This is a genomic window from Pseudomonas sp. CAM1A (assembly GCF_047501685.1).
In the GTDB taxonomy this organism is placed as follows: Bacteria; Pseudomonadota; Gammaproteobacteria; order Pseudomonadales; family Pseudomonadaceae; genus Aquipseudomonas.
This window is the reverse complement of sequence record NZ_JBFNXP010000005.1, coordinates 206,803-224,942: the sequence shown is the minus strand read 5'-3', so window position 1 is coordinate 224,942 and position 18,140 is coordinate 206,803. Positions and strand designations below refer to the sequence as shown.

General features: G+C 65.9%; 19 protein-coding genes. 8 read left to right on the top strand and 11 right to left on the bottom strand.

Features of this window, described 5'->3' with window-relative positions:
- Nucleotides 1–21: 21 nt before the first annotated feature.
- The 3 genes from ABZO33_RS15325 to arsC are packed head-to-tail and all read right to left on the bottom strand — an operon-like array spanning nt 22 to nt 1,383.
- On the bottom strand, nt 22–435 hold the full coding sequence (locus ABZO33_RS15325) for a DUF2069 domain-containing protein (RefSeq protein WP_414536718.1): 414 nt from the start codon (nt 433–435) through the stop codon (nt 22–24).
- Nucleotides 428–1,033 carry an NAD(P)H:quinone oxidoreductase gene (gene wrbA / locus ABZO33_RS15320; protein WP_046854520.1) on the bottom strand — a complete coding sequence of 202 codons (606 nt, stop codon included), beginning with the start codon at nt 1,031–1,033 and terminating at the stop codon, nt 428–430. Before wrbA ends, ABZO33_RS15325 begins: the two co-directional genes overlap by 8 nt.
- The gene (gene arsC / locus ABZO33_RS15315) at nt 1,030–1,383 is read right to left on the bottom strand and encodes an arsenate reductase (glutaredoxin) (RefSeq protein ID WP_414536717.1); all 354 of its coding nucleotides are present in this window, start codon (nt 1,381–1,383) and stop codon (nt 1,030–1,032) included. Before arsC ends, wrbA begins: the two co-directional genes overlap by 4 nt.
- 86 nt (nt 1,384–1,469) lie before the next feature.
- Between arsC and ABZO33_RS15310 the strand changes: the two genes are divergently transcribed.
- A complete protein-coding gene (locus ABZO33_RS15310; RefSeq protein ID WP_414536716.1) occupies nt 1,470–1,937 on the top strand; it encodes a TlpA disulfide reductase family protein in 468 nt (155 codons plus the stop codon).
- A gap of 60 nt (nt 1,938–1,997) precedes the next feature.
- Here ABZO33_RS15310 and ABZO33_RS15305 read toward each other — a convergent pair whose 3' ends face one another.
- From ABZO33_RS15305 to ABZO33_RS15290, 4 genes are all read right to left on the bottom strand, one after another.
- Nucleotides 1,998–2,402 carry an META domain-containing protein gene (locus ABZO33_RS15305; RefSeq protein WP_023632210.1) on the bottom strand — a complete coding sequence of 135 codons (405 nt, stop codon included), beginning with the start codon at nt 2,400–2,402 and terminating at the stop codon, nt 1,998–2,000.
- A complete protein-coding gene (locus tag ABZO33_RS15300) occupies nt 2,403–2,837 on the bottom strand; it encodes a hypothetical protein (protein ID WP_414536715.1) in 435 nt (144 codons plus the stop codon).
- 31 nt (nt 2,838–2,868) lie between these two features.
- Nucleotides 2,869–3,858: a 2-hydroxyacid dehydrogenase gene (locus ABZO33_RS15295; RefSeq protein ID WP_414536714.1), complete on the bottom strand. Its 990-nt coding sequence runs from the start codon at nt 3,856–3,858 to the stop codon at nt 2,869–2,871.
- Between the two features lie 135 nt (nt 3,859–3,993).
- On the bottom strand, nt 3,994–6,750 hold the full coding sequence (locus ABZO33_RS15290) for a response regulator (RefSeq protein WP_414536713.1): 2,757 nt from the start codon (nt 6,748–6,750) through the stop codon (nt 3,994–3,996).
- A 196-nt stretch (nt 6,751–6,946) separates the two neighbouring features.
- Between ABZO33_RS15290 and ABZO33_RS15285 the strand changes: the two genes are divergently transcribed.
- The 7 genes from ABZO33_RS15285 to ABZO33_RS15255 all read left to right on the top strand — a co-directional run bounded on the left by ABZO33_RS15285 (nt 6,947) and on the right by ABZO33_RS15255 (nt 15,275).
- On the top strand, nt 6,947–7,663 hold the full coding sequence (locus ABZO33_RS15285; RefSeq protein WP_414536712.1) for a response regulator transcription factor: 717 nt from the start codon (nt 6,947–6,949) through the stop codon (nt 7,661–7,663).
- Nucleotides 7,664–7,666: 3 nt separating this feature from the next.
- On the top strand, nt 7,667–9,067 hold the full coding sequence (locus tag ABZO33_RS15280) for a histidine kinase sensor domain-containing protein (RefSeq protein ID WP_414536711.1): 1,401 nt from the start codon (nt 7,667–7,669) through the stop codon (nt 9,065–9,067).
- Between the two features lie 94 nt (nt 9,068–9,161).
- On the top strand, nt 9,162–10,061 hold the full coding sequence (cysM, locus tag ABZO33_RS15275) for a cysteine synthase CysM (protein ID WP_414536710.1): 900 nt from the start codon (nt 9,162–9,164) through the stop codon (nt 10,059–10,061).
- Entirely contained in the window at nt 10,061–11,419 is a 1,359-nt protein-coding gene (gene rlmD, locus ABZO33_RS15270) for a 23S rRNA (uracil(1939)-C(5))-methyltransferase RlmD (RefSeq protein WP_414536709.1), read from the top strand. Before cysM ends, rlmD begins: the two co-directional genes overlap by 1 nt.
- Nucleotides 11,420–11,518: 99 nt before the next feature.
- Nucleotides 11,519–13,759, top strand: coding sequence for a GTP diphosphokinase (gene relA, locus ABZO33_RS15265; RefSeq protein ID WP_401106380.1), 2,241 nt, complete (start codon nt 11,519–11,521; stop codon nt 13,757–13,759).
- A gap of 116 nt (nt 13,760–13,875) precedes the next feature.
- Nucleotides 13,876–14,709, top strand: a complete 834-nt coding sequence (mazG, locus tag ABZO33_RS15260; protein ID WP_414536708.1) for a nucleoside triphosphate pyrophosphohydrolase — start codon at nt 13,876–13,878, stop codon at nt 14,707–14,709.
- A gap of 26 nt (nt 14,710–14,735) precedes the next feature.
- On the top strand, nt 14,736–15,275 hold the full coding sequence (locus tag ABZO33_RS15255; RefSeq protein WP_414536707.1) for a DUF2058 domain-containing protein: 540 nt from the start codon (nt 14,736–14,738) through the stop codon (nt 15,273–15,275).
- A 46-nt stretch (nt 15,276–15,321) separates the two neighbouring features.
- Here the strand turns inward: ABZO33_RS15255 and ABZO33_RS15250 are convergent, their stop codons facing one another.
- The 4 genes from ABZO33_RS15250 to purM form a co-directional block, all read right to left on the bottom strand.
- Nucleotides 15,322–15,504: a hypothetical protein gene (locus tag ABZO33_RS15250; RefSeq protein WP_414536706.1), complete on the bottom strand. Its 183-nt coding sequence runs from the start codon at nt 15,502–15,504 to the stop codon at nt 15,322–15,324.
- A 178-nt stretch (nt 15,505–15,682) separates the two neighbouring features.
- A complete protein-coding gene (locus tag ABZO33_RS15245; protein WP_414536705.1) occupies nt 15,683–16,393 on the bottom strand; it encodes a DUF3108 domain-containing protein in 711 nt (236 codons plus the stop codon).
- Between the two features lie 8 nt (nt 16,394–16,401).
- Nucleotides 16,402–17,055, bottom strand: a complete 654-nt coding sequence (gene purN, locus ABZO33_RS15240; protein ID WP_414536704.1) for a phosphoribosylglycinamide formyltransferase — start codon at nt 17,053–17,055, stop codon at nt 16,402–16,404.
- Nucleotides 17,055–18,113, bottom strand: coding sequence for a phosphoribosylformylglycinamidine cyclo-ligase (gene purM, locus ABZO33_RS15235; protein WP_414536703.1), 1,059 nt, complete (start codon nt 18,111–18,113; stop codon nt 17,055–17,057). Before purM ends, purN begins: the two co-directional genes overlap by 1 nt.
- Nucleotides 18,114–18,140: the final 27 nt, after the last annotated feature.

The window sequence follows — 18,140 nt, the reverse complement described above, 5'->3', positions numbered from 1 at the left end:
GGGCTTGCCCCGCGATGGCGTTTAGCTTCCTTCGCCCGCCAGGCGCCGCTCCTGCTGGAACCTCCAGCGCACGAACAGCAAACCGCTGACGAACAGCCCCAGGCTCACCAGCACCTCGACCCAGCCGAACACCGCCCGCGCGGGGTCGAACGCCGCCAGCACGCCCTTGATGAAGTAGATATTGACCACGAAGCAGGTCCAGGCATGCGCCCGGGCGCTGCCCATCAGCATGCCTGGCAGCAACAGCAGCAGCGGGATCAGCTCGATGGCCAGGATCACCTCGACCCGCGCCCCGTGCAGGTTGGCGAACCACAGGTTGTTCACCACCAGCAGGGCGATCAGGCCAAAGAAGCAGGCCAGGCTCAGGGCGCGGGTCAGCCGTACGCGTGGGGCGAGCCACTCCAGCGGCGGCAGCACCTTGGGTTTTCTAGCCACGCTGGCCACCAAGGGCTTTGGCGGTGTTGGCCAGGCGTTGGCCGAGGGCCCGGCACAGGGTGATCTCGTGCTGGTCCAGTTCGCGCTTGCCGTCAGCGCCGGCATGGTGGCTGGCGCCGTACGGGGTGCCGCCGCCGCGGGTATCGAGCAGCGCCGACTCGCTGTAGGGCAGGCCGGTGACCAGCATGCCGTGGTGCATCAGCGGCAGCAGCATCGACAGCAGGGTGGTTTCCTGGCCGCCGTGCAGGCTGGCGGTGGAAGTGAACACCGCCGCCGGCTTGCCGACCAGCTCGCCGCCCAGCCACAGGCTGCTGGTGCCGTCGAGGAAGTATTTGAGCGGCGCGGCCATGTTGCCGAAGCGGGTCGGGCTGCCCATGGCCAGGCCCGCGCAGTGGCGCAGGTCGTCGAGGGTGGCGTACAGCGCGCCGCTGGCCGGGATGTCCGGGGCCACGGCTTCGCACTCGGTGGAGATCGCCGGCACGGTGCGCAGGCGCGCCTCCAGGCCGGCCATTTCGACGCCGCGGGCAATGTGCCGGGCCATCTCGCTGGTCGAGCCGTGGCGGCTGTAGTACAGCACCAGGATGTAGGGTTCGCTCACGGCAGGATCTCCAGGACCTTCTCGGGTGGGCGACCGATCACGGCCTTGTTGCCTGCGACCAGGATCGGGCGTTCGATCAGCTTGGGATGCTCGACCATCGCCTTGATCAGCTGAGCGTCGCTCAGGGCCGGGTTGGCCAGGTCCAGGGCTTTGTATTCGTCTTCGCCGGTGCGCAGCAGCTGGCGTGCGCCGATGCCCAGCTTGGCAAGCAGCTGTTCAAGGGTGGCGGCGTCCGGCGGGGTCTCGAGGTAGCGCACGATGGTCGGCGCCAGGCCGCGTGCCTCGAGCAGTTCCAGGGCGCCGCGGGATTTCGAGCAGCGCGGGTTATGATAGAGGGTCAGATCGGTCATGACGGGTCGCATCCAGCGGGGTGTGGCGGCTATTCTAACCGCAGCGACCGACTTCAATGCTTGAAAACTTCGAGAAGGATTGACCCATGGCAAGGCGTTTGGCAGCTGCACTGGCCATCACCGCGAGCCTGCTGCTCGGCGGCTGCGGTGCGGACTACGGCGTGGACCAGCACGGCAATACGGTGAAGGCGCAGCAGATCGAGGGGCACTGGCTGGTGCTCAACTACTGGGCCGAATGGTGCGGCCCATGCCGTACCGAAATCCCCGAGCTCAATGCGGCGGCGAAGCAGTGGGATGCCCAGGGCATCAAGGTGCTGGGGGTGAACTTCGACGGCTTGCAGGGCGCCGACCTCAAGGCCGCCGCCGACACCCTAGGCATCGGTTTCACCGTGCTGGCGCAAGATCCGGCCGAGCGCTACGAGCTGCCGCGCAGCGAGGCATTGCCGGTGACCTACATCATCGATGACAAGGGTAAGGTGCGTGAGCAGTTGATGGGTGAGCAGACGCTCGAAGGGCTGCAGGCGAAGATCAAGGCGCTCAAGGGCGGCGCCTGAGTTCCAGCATCGCGGGGCAAGCCCGCTCCCACGTGGGAGCAGGCTTGCCCCGCGATGGTTTCAGCCTTCCTCAGGCCAGAACCGCAGCGGCTTGCCCTCGGCCGGCCAGAAGCGGATCTGCTCGATCGGCGACACGTCCCAGCGCTGCACCGTCTCCAGCGCCTGCAGGAAGCGTTTCTCCTGGTCCATCAGTGCTGGCGCGCACAGCTTGCGGGTCTTGCCGACCTTGCCGAAGCTTAAGTGCTCGCCGTCCAGCGTATAGGGCGCGAACCAGTGGTTGCAGCCGGCATTGCCATAGGCACGACCATCGCTGGCCAGGGTCAGGGTCAGGTGGCTGTAGTCGATCAGCGGGCGTTCACCGATCCACTCCAGCAGGTAGCTTTGCTCCTGCTGCAGCTTCGAAGGTTGCGACGCGCAGCCCATCAGGCCGGTGGCGATCAGCACGCCGGTCAGCAGCTGTTTCACTCAGGTGCGCTCCTGGCACTGCGGGCACAGGTGCTTGTCGCCCTGGCTGGCCCAGCCCAGCTCCTGGACACGGGCGGTGGCTGCCGGGGCGTGGCCCTTCTTGCCGAGCTTGGCTTCGGCGGCGAACTCGAAGTCCAGCACCGCGTCGCAGCCGTCGCACTTGACCTGCCACTCGTGGATTTCCAGTTCGTTGAATACGGGGCCCTGGGCCACGGCCACCCACTGCCCGGTGGGGTTGATCAGGTGGCGCACGCTGTCCACGGTCAGGCGCATGGACAGGGTTTTGCTGCCTTTGAGCGAAACCAGCAGTGCGTCGCCTTTCTGGATCGAGCCGCCGTTGCCGGTGACCTGATAGCGGCCCGGTACCAGCGCGCGGCACTCGATCAGGGTGTGTTGCGGGTTGAAAAGGGTGTAGCGGAAATCGTGTTCGACCATGGGTCCTCCAGAAATGCCGCGTATCCTAGCATCATCCCGTGACCAGATTCTGCGGATTGCCTGCCGCCCAGCGGGAGATGTTGTCCAGGGTGGTGGCTGCGATGGCATCCAGGGCCTCGCGGGTAAGGAACGCCTGGTGGGCGGTGACGATCACATTGGGGAAGGTCAGCAGGCGTGCCAGTACGTCGTCCTGCAACGGCAGGTCGGAACGGTCCTCGAAGAACAGCTGCGCCTCCTCTTCATACACATCCAGCCCCAGGTAGCCGAGCTGGCCGCTCTTGAGCGCGTCGATCAGTGCCGGGGTGTCGACCAGCGCGCCGCGACCGGTGTTGATCAGCATGGCGCCGGGCTGCAACTGGGCCAGGCTCTGGGCGTTGATCAGGTGGCGGGTGTGCTCGGTCAGCGGGCAATGCAGGCTGATGATGCGTGCCTCGCGCAGCAGCTCGGGCAGCTCCAGGTAGCGGGCGCCGAGGGCGACCAGCTCAGGGTTGGGATAGGGGTCGTAGGCCAGCAGCTGGCAGCCGAAGCCGGCCATGATGCGGGCGAAGGCCGCGCCGATCTGGCCAGTACCGACCACGCCAACGGTCTTGCCGTGCAGGTCGAAGCCGGTCAGCCCGTGCAGGGTGAAGTCGCCTTCGCGGGTGCGGTTATAGGCCCGGTGCAGGCGGCGGTTGAGGGCCAGGATCAGGGCCACGGCATGTTCGGCGACGGCGTGGGGCGAGTAGGCCGGGACGCGCACCACGCTGAGCCCGAGGCGCTGCGCGGCAGCCAGGTCGACATGGTTGTAGCCGGCCGAGCGCAGGGCGATCAGGCGTGTGCCGCCGGCGGCCAGGCGCTGCAGTACCTGCGCGTCGAGTTCGTCGTTGATGAAGGCACAGACCACTTCGAAGCCCTGGGCGAGGGCGGCGGTGTCCAGGGTCAGGCGGGCGGACTGGTAGTGCAGCTCCAGGGCGTCCGCGCTGGCGGCGCGGGTGAAGCTTTCCTGGTCGTAGTGCTGGCTGCTGAACAACAGGGCGCGCATGGCGGCTTCCTTCTGTGAGTCGGCAACAGTCTAGGCCGTCAGGGAGATCGGGTATTGATCTGTGACGGCCCTGTCGCGGGGCAGGTCGCATCGGCGCAACGCCGCTCCCACAAGTCTTGAAGTGCCTGTGGGGATTCAGGCGCTTTCGCGTGCCTGCTCGGCCAGTCGGCTGATGGCCTGGTCCAGTTCGTCCAGGGCCTGCAACGCTTGGGGGCTGTCCTGCTTGAGCAATGTCTCGCTGCGCTGGCAGGCTGCCCGCAACTGTGGCACGCCGCAATAACGCGAGGCGCCGTTGAGGCGGTGCACCCGCTCGATCATGGCATTGCGGTCGGCAGCGTCGCGGGCGGCCTGGATGGCCTCGCGGTCGGACTCCAGCGAGGCCAGGAGCATGGCCAGCATATCCGCCGCCAGGTCCGGCTTGCCGGCGGCCAGGCGCAGCCCTTCCTCCGGGTCGAGCACCTTCAGCTCGCTGCTGTCGGGCAGGCGCTCACTGGGGCGTTCCTGTGGCGGTGAACCCAGGCTCAGACCGGTCCACTTCATCACCACCTGGGCCAGCTGGCGCTCGCTGATCGGTTTGGTCAGGTAGTCGTCCATGCCGCTGTGCAACAGGGCGCGCTTTTCGTTGGCCATGGCGTGGGCGGTGAGGGCCACGATGGGCAGGGGCGGACCGCTCTGGCTGGCCTCCCACTGGCGGATCTGCTCGGTGCAGGCACGGCCATCCATGCCGGGCATCTGCACATCCATCAGCACCAGGTCGAAGGGTTCGTCCTGCACGGCCTGCATCGCCGCATAGCCATTGTTCACCGCCAGTACCTCGGCGCCCATCCCTTCGAGCAGGGTCTGTACCAGCAGCAGGTTGGCCGGGTTGTCGTCGACGCAGAGCAGCTTGGGCATGCGCTGGCCGCCGTTGCTGCGCTGCTCGCACACCGGTCGGCGCGGCTGCACCAGCTCCAGCAGCAGGCGACGCAGCTTGCGCGTGCAGGTGGGTTTGGCCAGCAACTGGCCGTGGGCGTTGGGTAGGTAAGGGTGGTAGAGCGGCTGCTCAGTGGTGGGGCACAGCACCACGCACTGGCAACCGAGGCGCTCGAGCTGTTGGTGGTATTGCCCCAGTTGTTCCGGCGCCAGGCTGCCGAGGTTGACCCCGAGCACGGCGAACTCGAACGGCTGACCGGCCTGGCTTGCCGCCTGCACGCCTTGCAGCAGCTGGTCGCAGGAGGCGAACACGCTGACCGCCAGGCCGCAGTCCTCGAGCTGGTGCTCCAACGCCTGACGGGCCAGGTCGTGCCCGTCGACGATGGCCACGCTACGGCCGACCAGGGCCTGGGCGGGTTGCTCCTCGGTGTCGTCGTGGGCCTTGGGCAGGTTGAGGCTGATCCAGAACTGCGAGCCTTCGCCCGGCGTGCTGTCGACGCCGATCTCGCCACCCATCTGTTCGATCAGGCGCTTGGAGATCACCAGGCCCAGGCCGGTACCGCCGGGCTGGCGCGACAGCGAGTTGTCGGCCTGGCTGAAGGCCTGGAACAGGGTGCGCACATCCTGCGGCGACAGGCCGATGCCGGTGTCCTGCACGCTGATGCGCAGTTGCACGCTGTCTTCCTGCTCGTCCTCGAGCATGGCGCGCACGACGATGGTGCCTTCGCGGGTGAACTTGATGGCGTTGCTCACCAGGTTGGTGAGGATCTGCTTGAGCCGCAACGGGTCGCCGACCAGTGACAGCGGCGTGTCGCGGTAGACCAGGCTGAGCAGCTCCAGCTGCTTGGCGTGGGCGGCCGGGGCAAGGATGGTCAGGGTGTCCTGGATCAGGTCGCGCAGGTTGAGCGGGATGCTGTCGAGCACCAGCTTGCCGGCCTCGATCTTGGAGAAGTCGAGGATCTCGTTGATGATCCCCAGCAGATTGTCGGCGGACTTCTCGATGGTGCCGAGGTAGTCGAGCTGGCGCGGGCTGAGCTCGCTCTTCTGCAGCAGGTGGGTGAAGCCGAGGATGCCGTTGAGCGGAGTGCGGATCTCGTGGCTCATGTTGGCGAGGAACTCGGACTTGATGCGGCTGGCCTCCAGGGCCTCCTTGCGCGCCATGTCCAGCTCGATGTTCTGGATCTCGATGGTTTCCAGGTTCTGGCGCACGTCCTCGGTGGCCTGGTCGATGCTGTGCTGCAGCTCTTCGTGGGCGCTGTGCAGGGTCTCGGCCATGCGGTTGATGCCGGCGGCCAGTTCGTCGAGCTCGTGGCTGCCCATGGCTGGCAGGCGTTCGTCGAGGTGGCCGTCCTTGAGCTGGTTGACCGCGTGCTTGATGCGGTTGATCGGGTCGTTGATGGTGCGGCTCATGCGCAGGGCGAGCAGCGCGGTCAGGCTCAGGCAGGCGAGGATCAGCAGCAGGCTGGTGAACAGGTTGCGGTAGCCGCGCAACAACGTGCCGTCGTGGGACAGCTCGATCTCCACCCAGCCAAGCAGACGCTCGGCCTCGGCGGGTACGGCATCGGTGGCCAGGTCGCGGTGGTGGCCGAACACCGGCATCAGGTAACGGGTGGCATCGTTGCCCGTGCGTTGCAGCAACTGTGTGCCGGTGCCGCCGCTGGGCGGCTGGTTGAGCATGCTGGGGCCGGCGTGGGCCAGGCGCGTGCGGTCGGCGGCGAGGAACGCCACGGCGCGCACGTCGACCTGCTCAAGGGCCTGGGCCGCGATGCGCTCCAGTTGCGCCGGGGACTGGCGGGCCAGGGCCGGCGCCGCCAGGGGCGCCAACTGCTCGGCGATCATCTTGCCGCGTTGCAGCAGCTGCGTGCGCAGGTCGCTCTGTTGCAACCAGGTGAAGTAACTGCCCAGCACCAGAGCCATCAGGCTGGCGGGGAGCAAGGCCAGCAGCAGGACGCGGCTGCGGATTCCCAAACGGTCGAGCACACCTGTCTCCTGTCATGTGCCTTGAAAAGCGCTGTTCGCGCATCAGCGGGAACGTTACTCCGCACCGCAGGCATTTGTAAGGCTTTTGTTTGCCAAGTGAGGCTGGCTGTTCGATGGCGCGTCAGTCGGGCGACGGTTGCCTTGCCGGGAGCGCTTGCCCAATAATCACGCAACTGAGAATCGATGGCAGTTGCCAATGCATCCTGAAGCTATTCACGCCACCAACATCCTGGCCATCGAGGACGACCCCGTGCTCGGTGCCTATCTGCACGAAGAGCTGCGCCGTGGCGGCTTCCAGGTGACCTGGTGCCGCAGTGGCCTGGAGGGGCTCGAGGCGGCGGGACGACAAGTCTTCGACCTGGTCCTGCTGGACATCCTGCTGCCCGGCCTCAATGGCCTGGACGCTTTGGCCAGCCTGCGCCGACGCAGCGCCACGCCGGTCATCCTGATGTCCGCGCTGGGGGCCGAGGCTGACCGTATCAGCGGCTTCGAACGCGGCGCGGACGATTACCTGCCAAAGCCTTTCAGTTTCGCCGAGCTGCGGGTGCGCATCGAGGCGATCCTGCGCCGGGTGGCCTTCGAGCGCCGGGCGCAGGCACCGCGCGAGGTGGCGGCGGGGCAGTTGCGCTTCGATGAGCAGACGGCCGATGTCTGCCTCGCCGGCCAGTGGGCCGGGCTGACGCCCAGCGAGTACCGCCTGCTCGACACCCTGCATCGCAGCCAGGACGAGGTGCTGAGCAAGCCGTTCCTTTACCAGCAGGTGTTGCAGCGGGGCTACTCGCGGCATGACCGCAGCCTGGACATGCACGTCAGCCAGATCCGCCGCAAGCTCAAGGCCATCGGCTATCACGAGCGGCAGGTCCGCACCGTCTGGGGCAAGGGCTATGTGTTCGGCGTGGGCGAGGCCGACTGAACCGTGCTCGATCGCCATTCGCTGTTCTGGAAACTGACCGTCCTGCTGGTGGGCTTCTGCCTGCTGATGATCGGCCTCAGCTACAGCTGGGGTCGCCATATGGAGACTCAGGACGCCTTCCTTTCCGAACCTGCGCGTCAAGTGCTGCGGGGTTACGCGGCCGAGGCGGAGCAGGCCTGGCGCAGCGGCGGCGCTGAGGGTGTCGACGCCTGGCTGGCCGAGATGCGTGGGCGCGAGCAAGGCTGGGTGGGGGTGCTCGATGGCGACCTGCAGCCGTTGGGCAGCGCCGACCTCACCGCCGGGCAGGCCCAGCGTCTGACCCGCCTGCGCGGCGTCGACTGGCCGATGAGCCGGCGCAGTATCGGCCAGCCCTGGTTGCGCCTGCCGTTCCCCGGCGCGCCGGAGCAGGGCATGCTGGTGATCGAGCTGCCGGAGCGCTTCAACCCGGGCCAGTACCGGTTGTTCTGGCGCATCGTCACCAACGGCATCATTCCCGGGCTATTTACCCTGCTGCTGTGCGTCGGCCTGTATCGCATGCTGATCGTGCCGCTCAATCAATTGCGTGAACAGGCCAACGCCTGGCGCGCCGATCAGCTGGCGGCGCGCCTTGATTCGCGCACCACGCGGCGCAAGGACGAGCTGGGCGAACTGGCCAGGGCCTTCGACCAGATGGCCGAGCGCCTGCAGGGCACCGTGGTCTTGCAGCAGCAGTTGCTGCGCGACCTGTCCCACGAGATGCGCACGCCGCTCAGCCGCCTGCGCGTGGCCTGCGACGGCGAGACCGACCTGCAGCGCCTGCGCGAACGCCTGCACCGCGAGGTGGACGGCATGCAGCAGCTGGTCGAGGACACTTTGCAACTGGCCTGGCAGGACGCCGAGCGCGCCCCGGTGAACCTGGAGCCGATCCAGGTGCCGGCGCTGTGGGACCTGCTCAGCGAAAATGCCTGTTACGAAAGCGGCTGGGCACCTGGGCGGTTGCACTGTGCGTTGCCGGCGGACTGCTGGGTGCGGGGCAGCCTCAACGACCTCGCCCAGGCGCTGGAGAACATACTGCGCAACGCCATCCGTCACTCGCCCGAAGCGGGTGTGGTGCGCCTGGGCGGCTGGCGTGAAGGCGGGTATTGGCGTATTGACCTGGAGGACGACGGCGGTGGCGTGGCCGAGGAAGACCTCGAGCGGATCTTCGCGCCGTTTTCCCGGTTGGATGGGGCGCGGCCCGGGGACGCTGGCTTCGGCTTGGGCTTGAGCATTGCCCGCAATGCGATCCGCCGCCAGGGCGGGCTGGTGTGGGCGGTCAATGGCGAGCGTGGCCTGCGCCTGTGCATGCGCCTGCCTGCGCATGAAGCGGGGCCGTCGGTTGGTCCAGCGCGGGCAAGCCCGCTGCCAGGGAACAACTGCTTATAGCTACCCGCTATAACCACCGACAATTGCGTGATATGGCCGCGCCGGGTTTGCCGGTATGATAGGCGCCCCTGCCGTCCGGATTGCGAAAACGCCCATGACCCTGCAGTACCCAACCATCGCCGACTGCGTCGGCCATACGCCGCTGGTTCGCCTGCAGCGCATCGCCGGGACCACCAGCAATACCTTGCTGCTCAAGCTCGAAGGCAACAATCCGGCAGGTTCGGTCAAGGACCGTCCGGCGTTGTCGATGATCACCCGTGCCGAACTGCGTGGCCTGATCAAGCCCGGCGACACCCTCATCGAAGCCACCTCCGGCAATACCGGCATCGCCCTGGCCATGGCCGCGGCGATCAAGGGCTACAAGATGATCCTGATCATGCCGGACAACTCCACCGCCGAGCGCAAGGCAGCCATGACCGCCTATGGCGCCGAGCTGATCCTGGTGACCAAGGAAGAGGGCATGGAAGGGGCCCGCGATCTCGCGGAAAAACTGCAGGCCGAAGGCCGCGGCATGGTGCTTGACCAGTTCGCCAACGGTGACAACCCGATCGCGCACTACAACAGCACGGGCCCGGAGATCTGGCAGCAGACCCAGGGCACGATCACCCACTTCGTCAGCTCCATGGGCACGACCGGCACCATCATGGGCTGTTCGCAGTACCTCAAGGAGCAGAACCCGGCGGTACAGATCATTGGCCTGCAGCCGATGGAAGGCTCGGCCATTCCGGGCATTCGCCGTTGGCCCCACGAGTACCTGCCGAAGATCTTCGACGCCACCCGGGTCGACCGCGTGGTCGACATGTCCCAGCAGGAAGCCGAGGAAACCACCCGTCGCCTGGCACGCGAAGAGGGCATTTTCTGTGGCGTATCCTCCGGCGGTGCGGTGGCGGCGATGCTGCGCCTGTCCCGTGAAGTCGAGAACGCGGTGATGGTCGCCATCATCTGCGACCGCGGCGACCGTTACCTTTCCACCGGCCTGTTCGATCCGACCTGATGTCCAGAAAGAAAAGCAACTCCGGCCTGCGTTTCCAGCCGGCCGGCGGCAATCGTGCCGCACAAGTGCCGGTAGGCAAGAAGCAGCGCCTGCTGATCGAGCGCGTGGCCGGTGACGGCCGTGGCATCGCCTTCAGCGAGGGCCGCACCTGGTTCGTCAGTGGCGCGCTGGGCGGCGAGGACGTCGAGGTGCGGGTGCTTGCCGCGCGCGGCAAGGTGGTCGAAGCGCGCCTGGAGCGGGTATTCCAGGCCGGCGCCGAGCGCCGCGAAGCGCCCTGCCGACACTACGCCCGCTGTGGCGGCTGCAACCTCCAGCACCTGCCCCATGACGGCCAGCTGGCACTCAAGCAGCGCCTGCTCGCCGAGCAGCTGCAGCGGGTGGCCGGCGTGCAGCCCGAAGAGTGGGCTGTTCCCTTGTGCGGACCGGAATTCGGCTACCGCCGCCGGGCGCGGGTAGCGGTACGCTGGGACACCAAGGTGCGTCAGCTGGAGGTCGGTTTCCGCGCCGAGGCCAGCCAGGACATCGTTGCCATCGACGACTGCGCGGTGCTGGTACAGCCCTTGCAGGCGATCATGCGCCACCTGCCGACCGTGTTGCGCAGCTTGAGCAAGCCGCAGGCGCTGGGGCATGTGGAGCTGTTCAGCGGTACCGCCGAGGCAGTGTTGGTGCGGCATGTGGCGCCATTGCCAAGTGAAGACCTGGCGCGGCTCGAGGCATTCTGCCGCGAAGCCGGCGCTCAGTTGTGGCTGCAGGGCGAGGGCGAGCCGGCACCCGTGGAGGCCACGGCGCAACTGGGCTTTGCCCTGGAGCCCTGGGGCCTGGAGCTGGCCTGGCGACCGGGCGATTTCGTCCAGGTCAATGCCCAGGTCAATACCTTGATGATCCAGCAGGCGTTGGCCTGGCTGGCACCCCAGGCGCACGAACGGATCCTGGACCTGTTCTGTGGCCTGGGCAACTTTGCCTTGCCCCTGGCGCGCCAGGCGCGCGAGGTGGTGGCGGTGGAGGGCGTGCAGGCCATGGTCAGCCGTGCCGAGGCCAACGCCGACGCCAACAATGTGCATAACGCACGGTTTTTTCAGGCCGATTTATCGCAGCCTTTGGCGGGCGCCGGATGGGCTGCCGAGGGCTTTTCTGCGGTACTCTTGGATCCACCGCGCGACGGGGCTTTCGAGGTGGTGCAGGGCATCGCCCGGCTGGGTGCGAAACGGCTGGTCTACGTATCGTGCAACCCGGCCACGCTGGCGCGTGACGCGCAAGTGCTGGTCGGGCAGGGGTACCGGTTAAAAAGGGCCGGGATTCTCGACATGTTTCCTCAGACGGCGCATGTCGAGGCCATGGCGTTATTCGAAGCGGGCTAGCCGGGCTGGCCCTCTTGGTGCGGCCTTCAGGGAGTGAGGGGCGCACAGGTGATAGCCAGTGCACCCGCGTGGTGCGCTGTATGGAAAGGTAAAGCAAAGATGGTACAGGTGAGAGTGCACCAGCCGGTCAACAACGACGGCAGTATCAATCTCGAGGCATGGCTCGATCATGTGGTGAGCGTCGATTCGCAACTCGATCGCCCGGGGTTGAAAGAGGCCTGCGAGTTTGCCCATGAGGTCGAGAAGAAAGGCAACCCGGCCAAGCATTCCTGGGCCGATGGCACGTCCAGTTTCCAGGCGGGGCTCGAGATCGCCGAAATCCTCGCCGACCTCAAGCTCGACCAGGACTCCCTGGTGGCGGCGGTCATCTATCGTTCGGTGCGCGAAGGCAAGGTGACCTTGGCCGAGGTCGGCCAGCGCTTCGGGCCGGTGGTGTCCAAGCTGATCGACGGCGTGCTGCGCATGGCGGCCATCAGTGCCAGCCTCAGCCCGCGCCAGTCGCTGGTGCTCGGCTCCCAGGCGCAGGTCGAGAACCTGCGCAAGATGCTCGTGGCGATGGTCGACGACGTGCGCGTGGCGCTGATCAAGCTGGCCGAACGCACCTGCGCCATCCGGGCGGTGAAGTCCGCCGATGACGAGAAACGCCTGCGCGTGGCCCGCGAGGTGTTCGACATCTATGCGCCGCTGGCGCACCGCCTGGGTATCGGCCATATCAAGTGGGAACTCGAGGACCTGTCGTTCCGCTACCTCGAGCCCGACCAGTACAAGCAGATCGCCAAGTTGCTGCACGAGCGCCGGCTGGACCGCGAGCGTTTCATCAGCGATGTGATGAACCAGTTGCAGAACGAGCTGCTGGCCACCGGCGTCAACGCCGATATCAGTGGCCGGGCGAAACACATCTATTCGATCTGGCGCAAGATGCAGCGCAAGGGCCTGGAGTTCAGCCAGATCTACGACGTGCGCGCGGTGCGCGTGCTGGTGCCGGAAGTGCGTGACTGCTATACCGCGCTGGGCATCGTGCACACCCTGTGGCGGCACATTCCGAAAGAGTTCGACGATTACATCGCTAACCCCAAGGAAAACGGCTACCGCTCCCTGCACACCGCAGTGATCGGCCCCGAAGGCAAGGTGCTCGAGGTGCAGATCCGCACCCATGGCATGCACGAGGAAGCCGAGCTCGGCGTCTGCGCCCACTGGCGCTACAAGGGTACCGACGTCAAGCCCAGCTCGAACCACTACGAAGAGAAGATCTCCTGGTTGCGCCAGGTGCTGGAGTGGCACGAGGAACTGGGCGATATCGGCGGCCTGGCCGAACAGCTGCGCGTCGATATCGAGCCGGACCGCGTCTACGTGTTCACCCCCGACGGCCACGCCATCGACCTGCCCAAGGGCTCGACGCCGCTGGACTTCGCCTACCGGGTGCACACCGAGATCGGCCACAACTGCCGGGGCGCCAAGATCAACGGGCGCATCGTGCCGCTGAACTACAGCCTGCAGACCGGCGAGCAGGTGGAGATCATCACCAGCAAGCACGGCAGCCCGAGCCGCGACTGGCTGAACTCCAACCTGGGCTACGTGACCACCTCGCGGGCCCGGGCCAAGATCGTCCATTGGTTCAAGTTGCAGGCCCGCGACCAGAACGTCGCCGCCGGCAAGACCCTGCTCGAACGCGAGCTGTCGCGTCTGGGCCTGCCGCAGGTGGACTTCGAGCGCCTGGCCGAGAAGGCCAACGTCAAGACCGCCGAGGACATGTTCGCCGCCCTTGGCGCTGGCGACCTGCGCCTGGCGCATATGGTCAACGCCGCCCAGCAGTTGCTCGAACCCGAGCGCCTGGAGCCGGTCGAGCTGATCCCGCGCCAGGCGCGGGGCATCCGTGCGGGCAAACGCAACGACATCCAGATCCAGGGTGTCGGCAACCTGCTAACGCAGATGGCCGGCTGCTGCCAGCCGCTGCCGGGAGATGCCATCGTCGGCTACATCACCCAGGGTCGTGGCGTGAGCATTCACCGCCAGGACTGCGCCTCGGTGCTGCAGTTGGCGGGCAAGGAGCCGGAGCGCATGATCCAGGTCAGCTGGGGGCCGATCCCGGTGCAGACCTACCCGGTCGACATCATCATCCGTGCCTACGACCGCCCGGGTTTGCTGCGCGATGTGTCGCAGGTGCTGCTCAACGAGAAGATCAACGTGCTGGCGGTCAACACCCGCTCGAACAAGGAAGACAACACCGCCTTGATGTCGCTGACCATCGAGATCCCTGGCCTGGACGCCTTGGGGCGCTTGCTCGGCAGGATCTCGCAGTTGCCCAACATCATCGAGACGCGGCGTAATCGTACCCCTTGATACCGCCATCGCGGGGCAAGTCGCATCGGCGCACCGCCGCTCCCACGCTGTTGTACCGTGGGAGCGGCGGTGCGCCGATGCGACTTGCCCCGTGATGGGGCCGGTAAGGACAACCCATGACCTACACCCTTGAAGACCTGCTGCACCTGATGGCCCGCCTGCGCGACCCGCAGTACGGTTGCCCCTGGGACCTCAAGCAGGACTACGCCAGCATCGTCCCGCACACGATCGAAGAGGCCTACGAAGTGGCCGACACCATCGAGCGCGGCGACTTCGAGCACCTGCAGGGCGAGTTGGGCGACCTGCTGTTCCAGGTGGTCTACTACAGCCAGCTGGCCCGTGAAGAAGGGCGCTTCGAATTCGACGGCGTGGTCGATGCGATCACCCGCAAGCTGATCCGCCGCCACCCCCATGTATTCCCCACCGGCGAGCTCTATGCGCCGCTGGACACTCCCATGCTGGACGAGGCCCAGGTCAAGTCGCGCTGGGAAGAGATCAAGGCCGAGGAGCGCGCCGAGAAGAGCGAGCCTGAACAGCTTTCGCTGCTCGACGATGTGCCGGCGGCCTTGCCTGCGCTGTCACGGGCGGCCAAGCTACAGAAGCGCGCCGCCACGGTCGGCTTCGACTGGCCAGACGCGTTGCCGGTGCTGGACAAGGTCCGTGAAGAGCTCGACGAAGTGCTGCAGGCCATGGCCGACGGCGACAGCGACGCCCTGGAGGACGAACTGGGCGACCTGCTGTTCGCCACCGTCAACCTGGCCCGGCACCTCAAGCACGACCCGGAAAACGCCTTGCGCCGCGCCAATCGCAAGTTCGAGCGGCGCTTCCGATTCATCGAACAGGCATTGCGCGAGCAGGGCCTGAACATCCAAGATCGTACCCTCGACGAGCTGGACGCCCTGTGGGGCGAGGCCAAGCGTCAAGAAAAGAACCTGCCCAGCTGCGGCTGAGCTGATGCATAAGTGAGTGAACTTCAATGAGCCTTTCCCTTCGCGACCAATTGCTCAAAGCCGGTCTGGTCAACCAGAAACAGGTTTCTCAGACCAACAAGGCCGAGAAAAAACAGAAACGCCTGGAGCATAAAGGCCAGGTCGAGGTGGACGACAGCCAGCAGCGCCTGGTCAAGGAAGCCCAGGCCGAGAAGGCCCGAAAAGACCAGGAGCTGAACCGCCAGGTCCAGGAAAAGGCCGAGCAGAAGGCCCGTGCCGCGCAGATCAAGCAATTGATCGAGGCGACCCGTCTGCCCAAGCTGACTACCGAGGACTACTACAACTTCGTCGATGACAAGAAGGTCAAGCGCATCGCCGTCAACGCGCTGATGCGCAGCAAGCTGAGCAACGGCGCGCTGGCAGTCGTCGCCCATGGCGGTGGCTACGAAGTGATTCCACGCGAGGCGGCGGTGAAGATCCAGGAGCGCGACCCCAATCGTATCCTGCTGCTCAACACCCATGTCGAGGAGGCGGACGAGGACGACCCGTACGCAGCCTACAAGATCCCTGACGATCTGATGTGGTAAGCACGAAAAACCCCGCCTAGGCGGGGTTATTCATTTGAAGAGGGTGTTATTGCGACGGTCGCTGGTTCTCGAGGTGTTCCAGCTCCATGCGGTACTGCTGGGCCTGGTGCTCCTCATGGAACATGCCGACCAGCTGGCCCTGTTGATGCACATCCCAGATCCGCACACCAGCGGCCAGGCCTTCGTGGGACATTTTCGATTCGTCGCGTTCGGTTACTTGGACTGTCATCGTTAAACTCCACTGCTTCAGTTGGCTGCGACAGCATGTCGCACACCCCCTTTATAGAGTTTGTTAGCAGGCTAAGTAAATAAAACAGCGATGAAACAAGTTTCATGATGGGCCCCATCGCGTGGCCCAAAAAGAAGCCCCGCACAGGGCGGGGCTTCGGGTATTGCAGGCAGCGCTATCAGTTGCCTTTGACTGCCTTGCCGTCCACCGTGCCATCCTGCAGCACGATCACGTATTCCTTGCCATCGGTCTCGACCTGGCGCAGTTGCACCAGCAGGTAGTCCCAGTCCTTGGCGAACCACAGCTCGGTGATGCGCTTGCTCTGGCTCGGGTCGCGCACGCGCTCGACCTTGATCGCGTCGACCTGGCCGGTCTTGGTGGCCACTTTCTCGGTGCCCAGCACGCGGAAGTCGTAGGTGTCGATCTCGTCACCGTCGACCACCTGGTAGGTCATGCTCTTCTTGCCGGCCGCCACGTCATGCTGCAGGGCCAGCTGGTAGGACGACTTGTCCAGTACGCCACGGTTGAGTGGCAGGTTGATGGCGTCGCCACGGTCGCTGCCGGTGATTTTCTTGCCAGTCCAGTCGAAGTTCAGGTCGACCTTCTTCGCCTTGCCCAGGCCGCCACGTTCGAAGTGATACTGCTGCGGCAGCAGGGTGTCGTTCTCGAACTTGAGGGTGCTTTGCTCGGTCAGGCTGGCGATCATCATCGAGGCCTTGAAGTTCAGGCTCCAGGTACCGTTGGTGTTCTTTTCCAGGCTGCGCGCGGCGGTGCCGCTCATGGGCAGCTGTTTCCAGTCGGCGGTGTAGCTGGCCGCGAAAGGCTTCAGATCAGCTGCCTGGAGGGGCAGGGCGAGCACGGCGAGAGCCAAGAGCAGGGCGCGACGCATAAATTCTCCTAGGATCGAATCAAGTGACCGCTGGCCGCCAGCGGCTGGCCATCCAGTAATGCACCGTGCTCGCCCAGACGCAAGCGTCCTTCGGCGAACCAGCGCACCGCCAGCGGGTAGATCTGGTGTTCCTGCAGGTGCACGCGCTGGGCAAGCGTCTGCGCGCTGTCATCCGCCGCCACCGGCACCACAGCCTGTACGACCAGAGGCCCGCCATCGAGTTCCTCGGTGACGAAGTGCACGCTGCAGCCGTGCTCGGCATCACCGGCTTCCAGCGCACGCTGGTGGGTGTGCAGCCCTTTATACTTGGGCAACAGTGACGGATGGATGTTGAGCAGGCGGCCTTGATAGTGGCGCACGAAGCCGCCACTCAAGATGCGCATGAAACCCGCCAGCACCACCAGGTCGGGCGCGAAGCCGTCGATCAGCGCCATCAGCGCCGCATCGAAGGCCTCGCGCCCGTCGAAGCCGGTGTGCGCGAGCACTGCGGTGTCGATGCCGGCTGCCTTGGCGCGTTCCAGGCCGTAGGCATCAGCGCGGTTCGAGATCACCGCGCGGATGCGTGCCGGGCTGTCACTGGCGCTGTTGCTGTCGATCAGCGCTTGCAGGTTGCTGCCGGAGCCCGACAGCAGTACCACGACGTTGCAGGTCTTGCCCGGCATCAGTGTGCCTTGAGGTTCTGCAGCTCGACCTGAGCGGCGCCTTCGGCGGCCTCGGCGATCTGGCCGATGACCCACGGCTGCTCGCCTTCGGCGCGCAGCACGTTCAAGGCGTTGTCGACCTGGTCCTGAGCGACGCAGATGACCATGCCCACGCCGCAGTTCAGCACGCGGTGCATTTCATGTTCGTCGACGTTGCCTTTTTCCTGCAGGAAGTCGAACAACACCGGGCGCTGCCAGCTGGCCACGTCGACCACGGCCTGGGCACCTTTTGGCAGCACGCGCGGGATGTTGTCCAGCAGACCGCCGCCGGTGATGTGGGCCATGGCCTTGACCGCGCCGGTCTGTTTGATCAGCTGCAGCAGCGGCTTGACGTAGATGCGGGTCGGCGCCATCAGCAGGTCGGCCAGCGGCTTGCCGTCGAGCTGGGTGTTGTCGATGTCGGTGCCGGAGACTTCGAGGATCTTGCGGATCAGCGAATAGCCGTTGGAGTGCGGGCCGGAGGACGGCAGGGCGATCAGGGCGTCGCCGGTGACCACTTTCGAGCCGTCGATGATCTCGGCCTTTTCCACCACACCGACGCAGAAACCGGCCAGGTCGTAGTCTTCGCCTTCGTACATGCCTGGCATCTCGGCGGTTTCACCACCGACCAGCGAGCAGCCGGCCAGTTCGCAACCGGCGCCGATGCCGGTGACCACGGTGGCGGCCACGTCGACGTTGAGCTTGCCGGTGGCGTAGTAGTCGAGGAAGAACAGCGGCTCGGCGCCGCACACCACCAGGTCGTTGACGCACATGGCGACCAGGTCCTGGCCGATGCTGTCGTGCTTGTTCAGGTTCAGCGCCAGGCGCAGCTTGGTGCCGACGCCGTCGGTGCCGGAGACCAGCACCGGCTGCTTGTAGCCGGCCGGGATCTCGCAGAGGGCGCCGAAGCCGCCCAGGCCACCCATGACTTCAGGGCGTGCGGTGCGCTTGGCGACGCCCTTGATGCGTTCGACCAGTGCTTCGCCGGCGTCGATGTCTACACCGGCGTCTTTGTAGCTCAGGGAGGGTTGCTTGCTCATTGATCCAGGCCTTTAGGAGGGAGGGAT

Bases quoted from the DNA above. Each gene is read 5' to 3' on its own strand.
- arsC (WP_414536717.1), bottom strand. From the start codon at position 1,383: ATGACCGATCTGACCCTCTATCATAACCCGCGCTGCTCGAAATCCCGC.
- purN (WP_414536704.1), bottom strand. From the start codon at position 17,055: ATGCCGGGCAAGACCTGCAACGTCGTGGTACTGCTGTCGGGCTCCGGC.
- purM (WP_414536703.1), bottom strand. From the start codon at position 18,113: ATGAGCAAGCAACCCTCCCTGAGCTACAAAGACGCCGGTGTAGACATC.
- ABZO33_RS15285 (WP_414536712.1), top strand. From the start codon at position 6,947: ATGCATCCTGAAGCTATTCACGCCACCAACATCCTGGCCATCGAGGAC.
- ABZO33_RS15255 (WP_414536707.1), top strand. From the start codon at position 14,736: ATGAGCCTTTCCCTTCGCGACCAATTGCTCAAAGCCGGTCTGGTCAAC.
- relA (WP_401106380.1), top strand. From the start codon at position 11,519: ATGGTACAGGTGAGAGTGCACCAGCCGGTCAACAACGACGGCAGTATC.
- rlmD (WP_414536709.1), top strand. From the start codon at position 10,061: ATGTCCAGAAAGAAAAGCAACTCCGGCCTGCGTTTCCAGCCGGCCGGC.
- ABZO33_RS15310 (WP_414536716.1), top strand. From the start codon at position 1,470: ATGGCAAGGCGTTTGGCAGCTGCACTGGCCATCACCGCGAGCCTGCTG.
- ABZO33_RS15300 (WP_414536715.1), bottom strand. From the start codon at position 2,837: ATGGTCGAACACGATTTCCGCTACACCCTTTTCAACCCGCAACACACC.
- mazG (WP_414536708.1), top strand. From the start codon at position 13,876: ATGACCTACACCCTTGAAGACCTGCTGCACCTGATGGCCCGCCTGCGC.
- ABZO33_RS15295 (WP_414536714.1), bottom strand. From the start codon at position 3,858: ATGCGCGCCCTGTTGTTCAGCAGCCAGCACTACGACCAGGAAAGCTTC.
- cysM (WP_414536710.1), top strand. From the start codon at position 9,162: ATGACCCTGCAGTACCCAACCATCGCCGACTGCGTCGGCCATACGCCG.
- ABZO33_RS15250 (WP_414536706.1), bottom strand. From the start codon at position 15,504: ATGACAGTCCAAGTAACCGAACGCGACGAATCGAAAATGTCCCACGAA.
- ABZO33_RS15245 (WP_414536705.1), bottom strand. From the start codon at position 16,393: ATGCGTCGCGCCCTGCTCTTGGCTCTCGCCGTGCTCGCCCTGCCCCTC.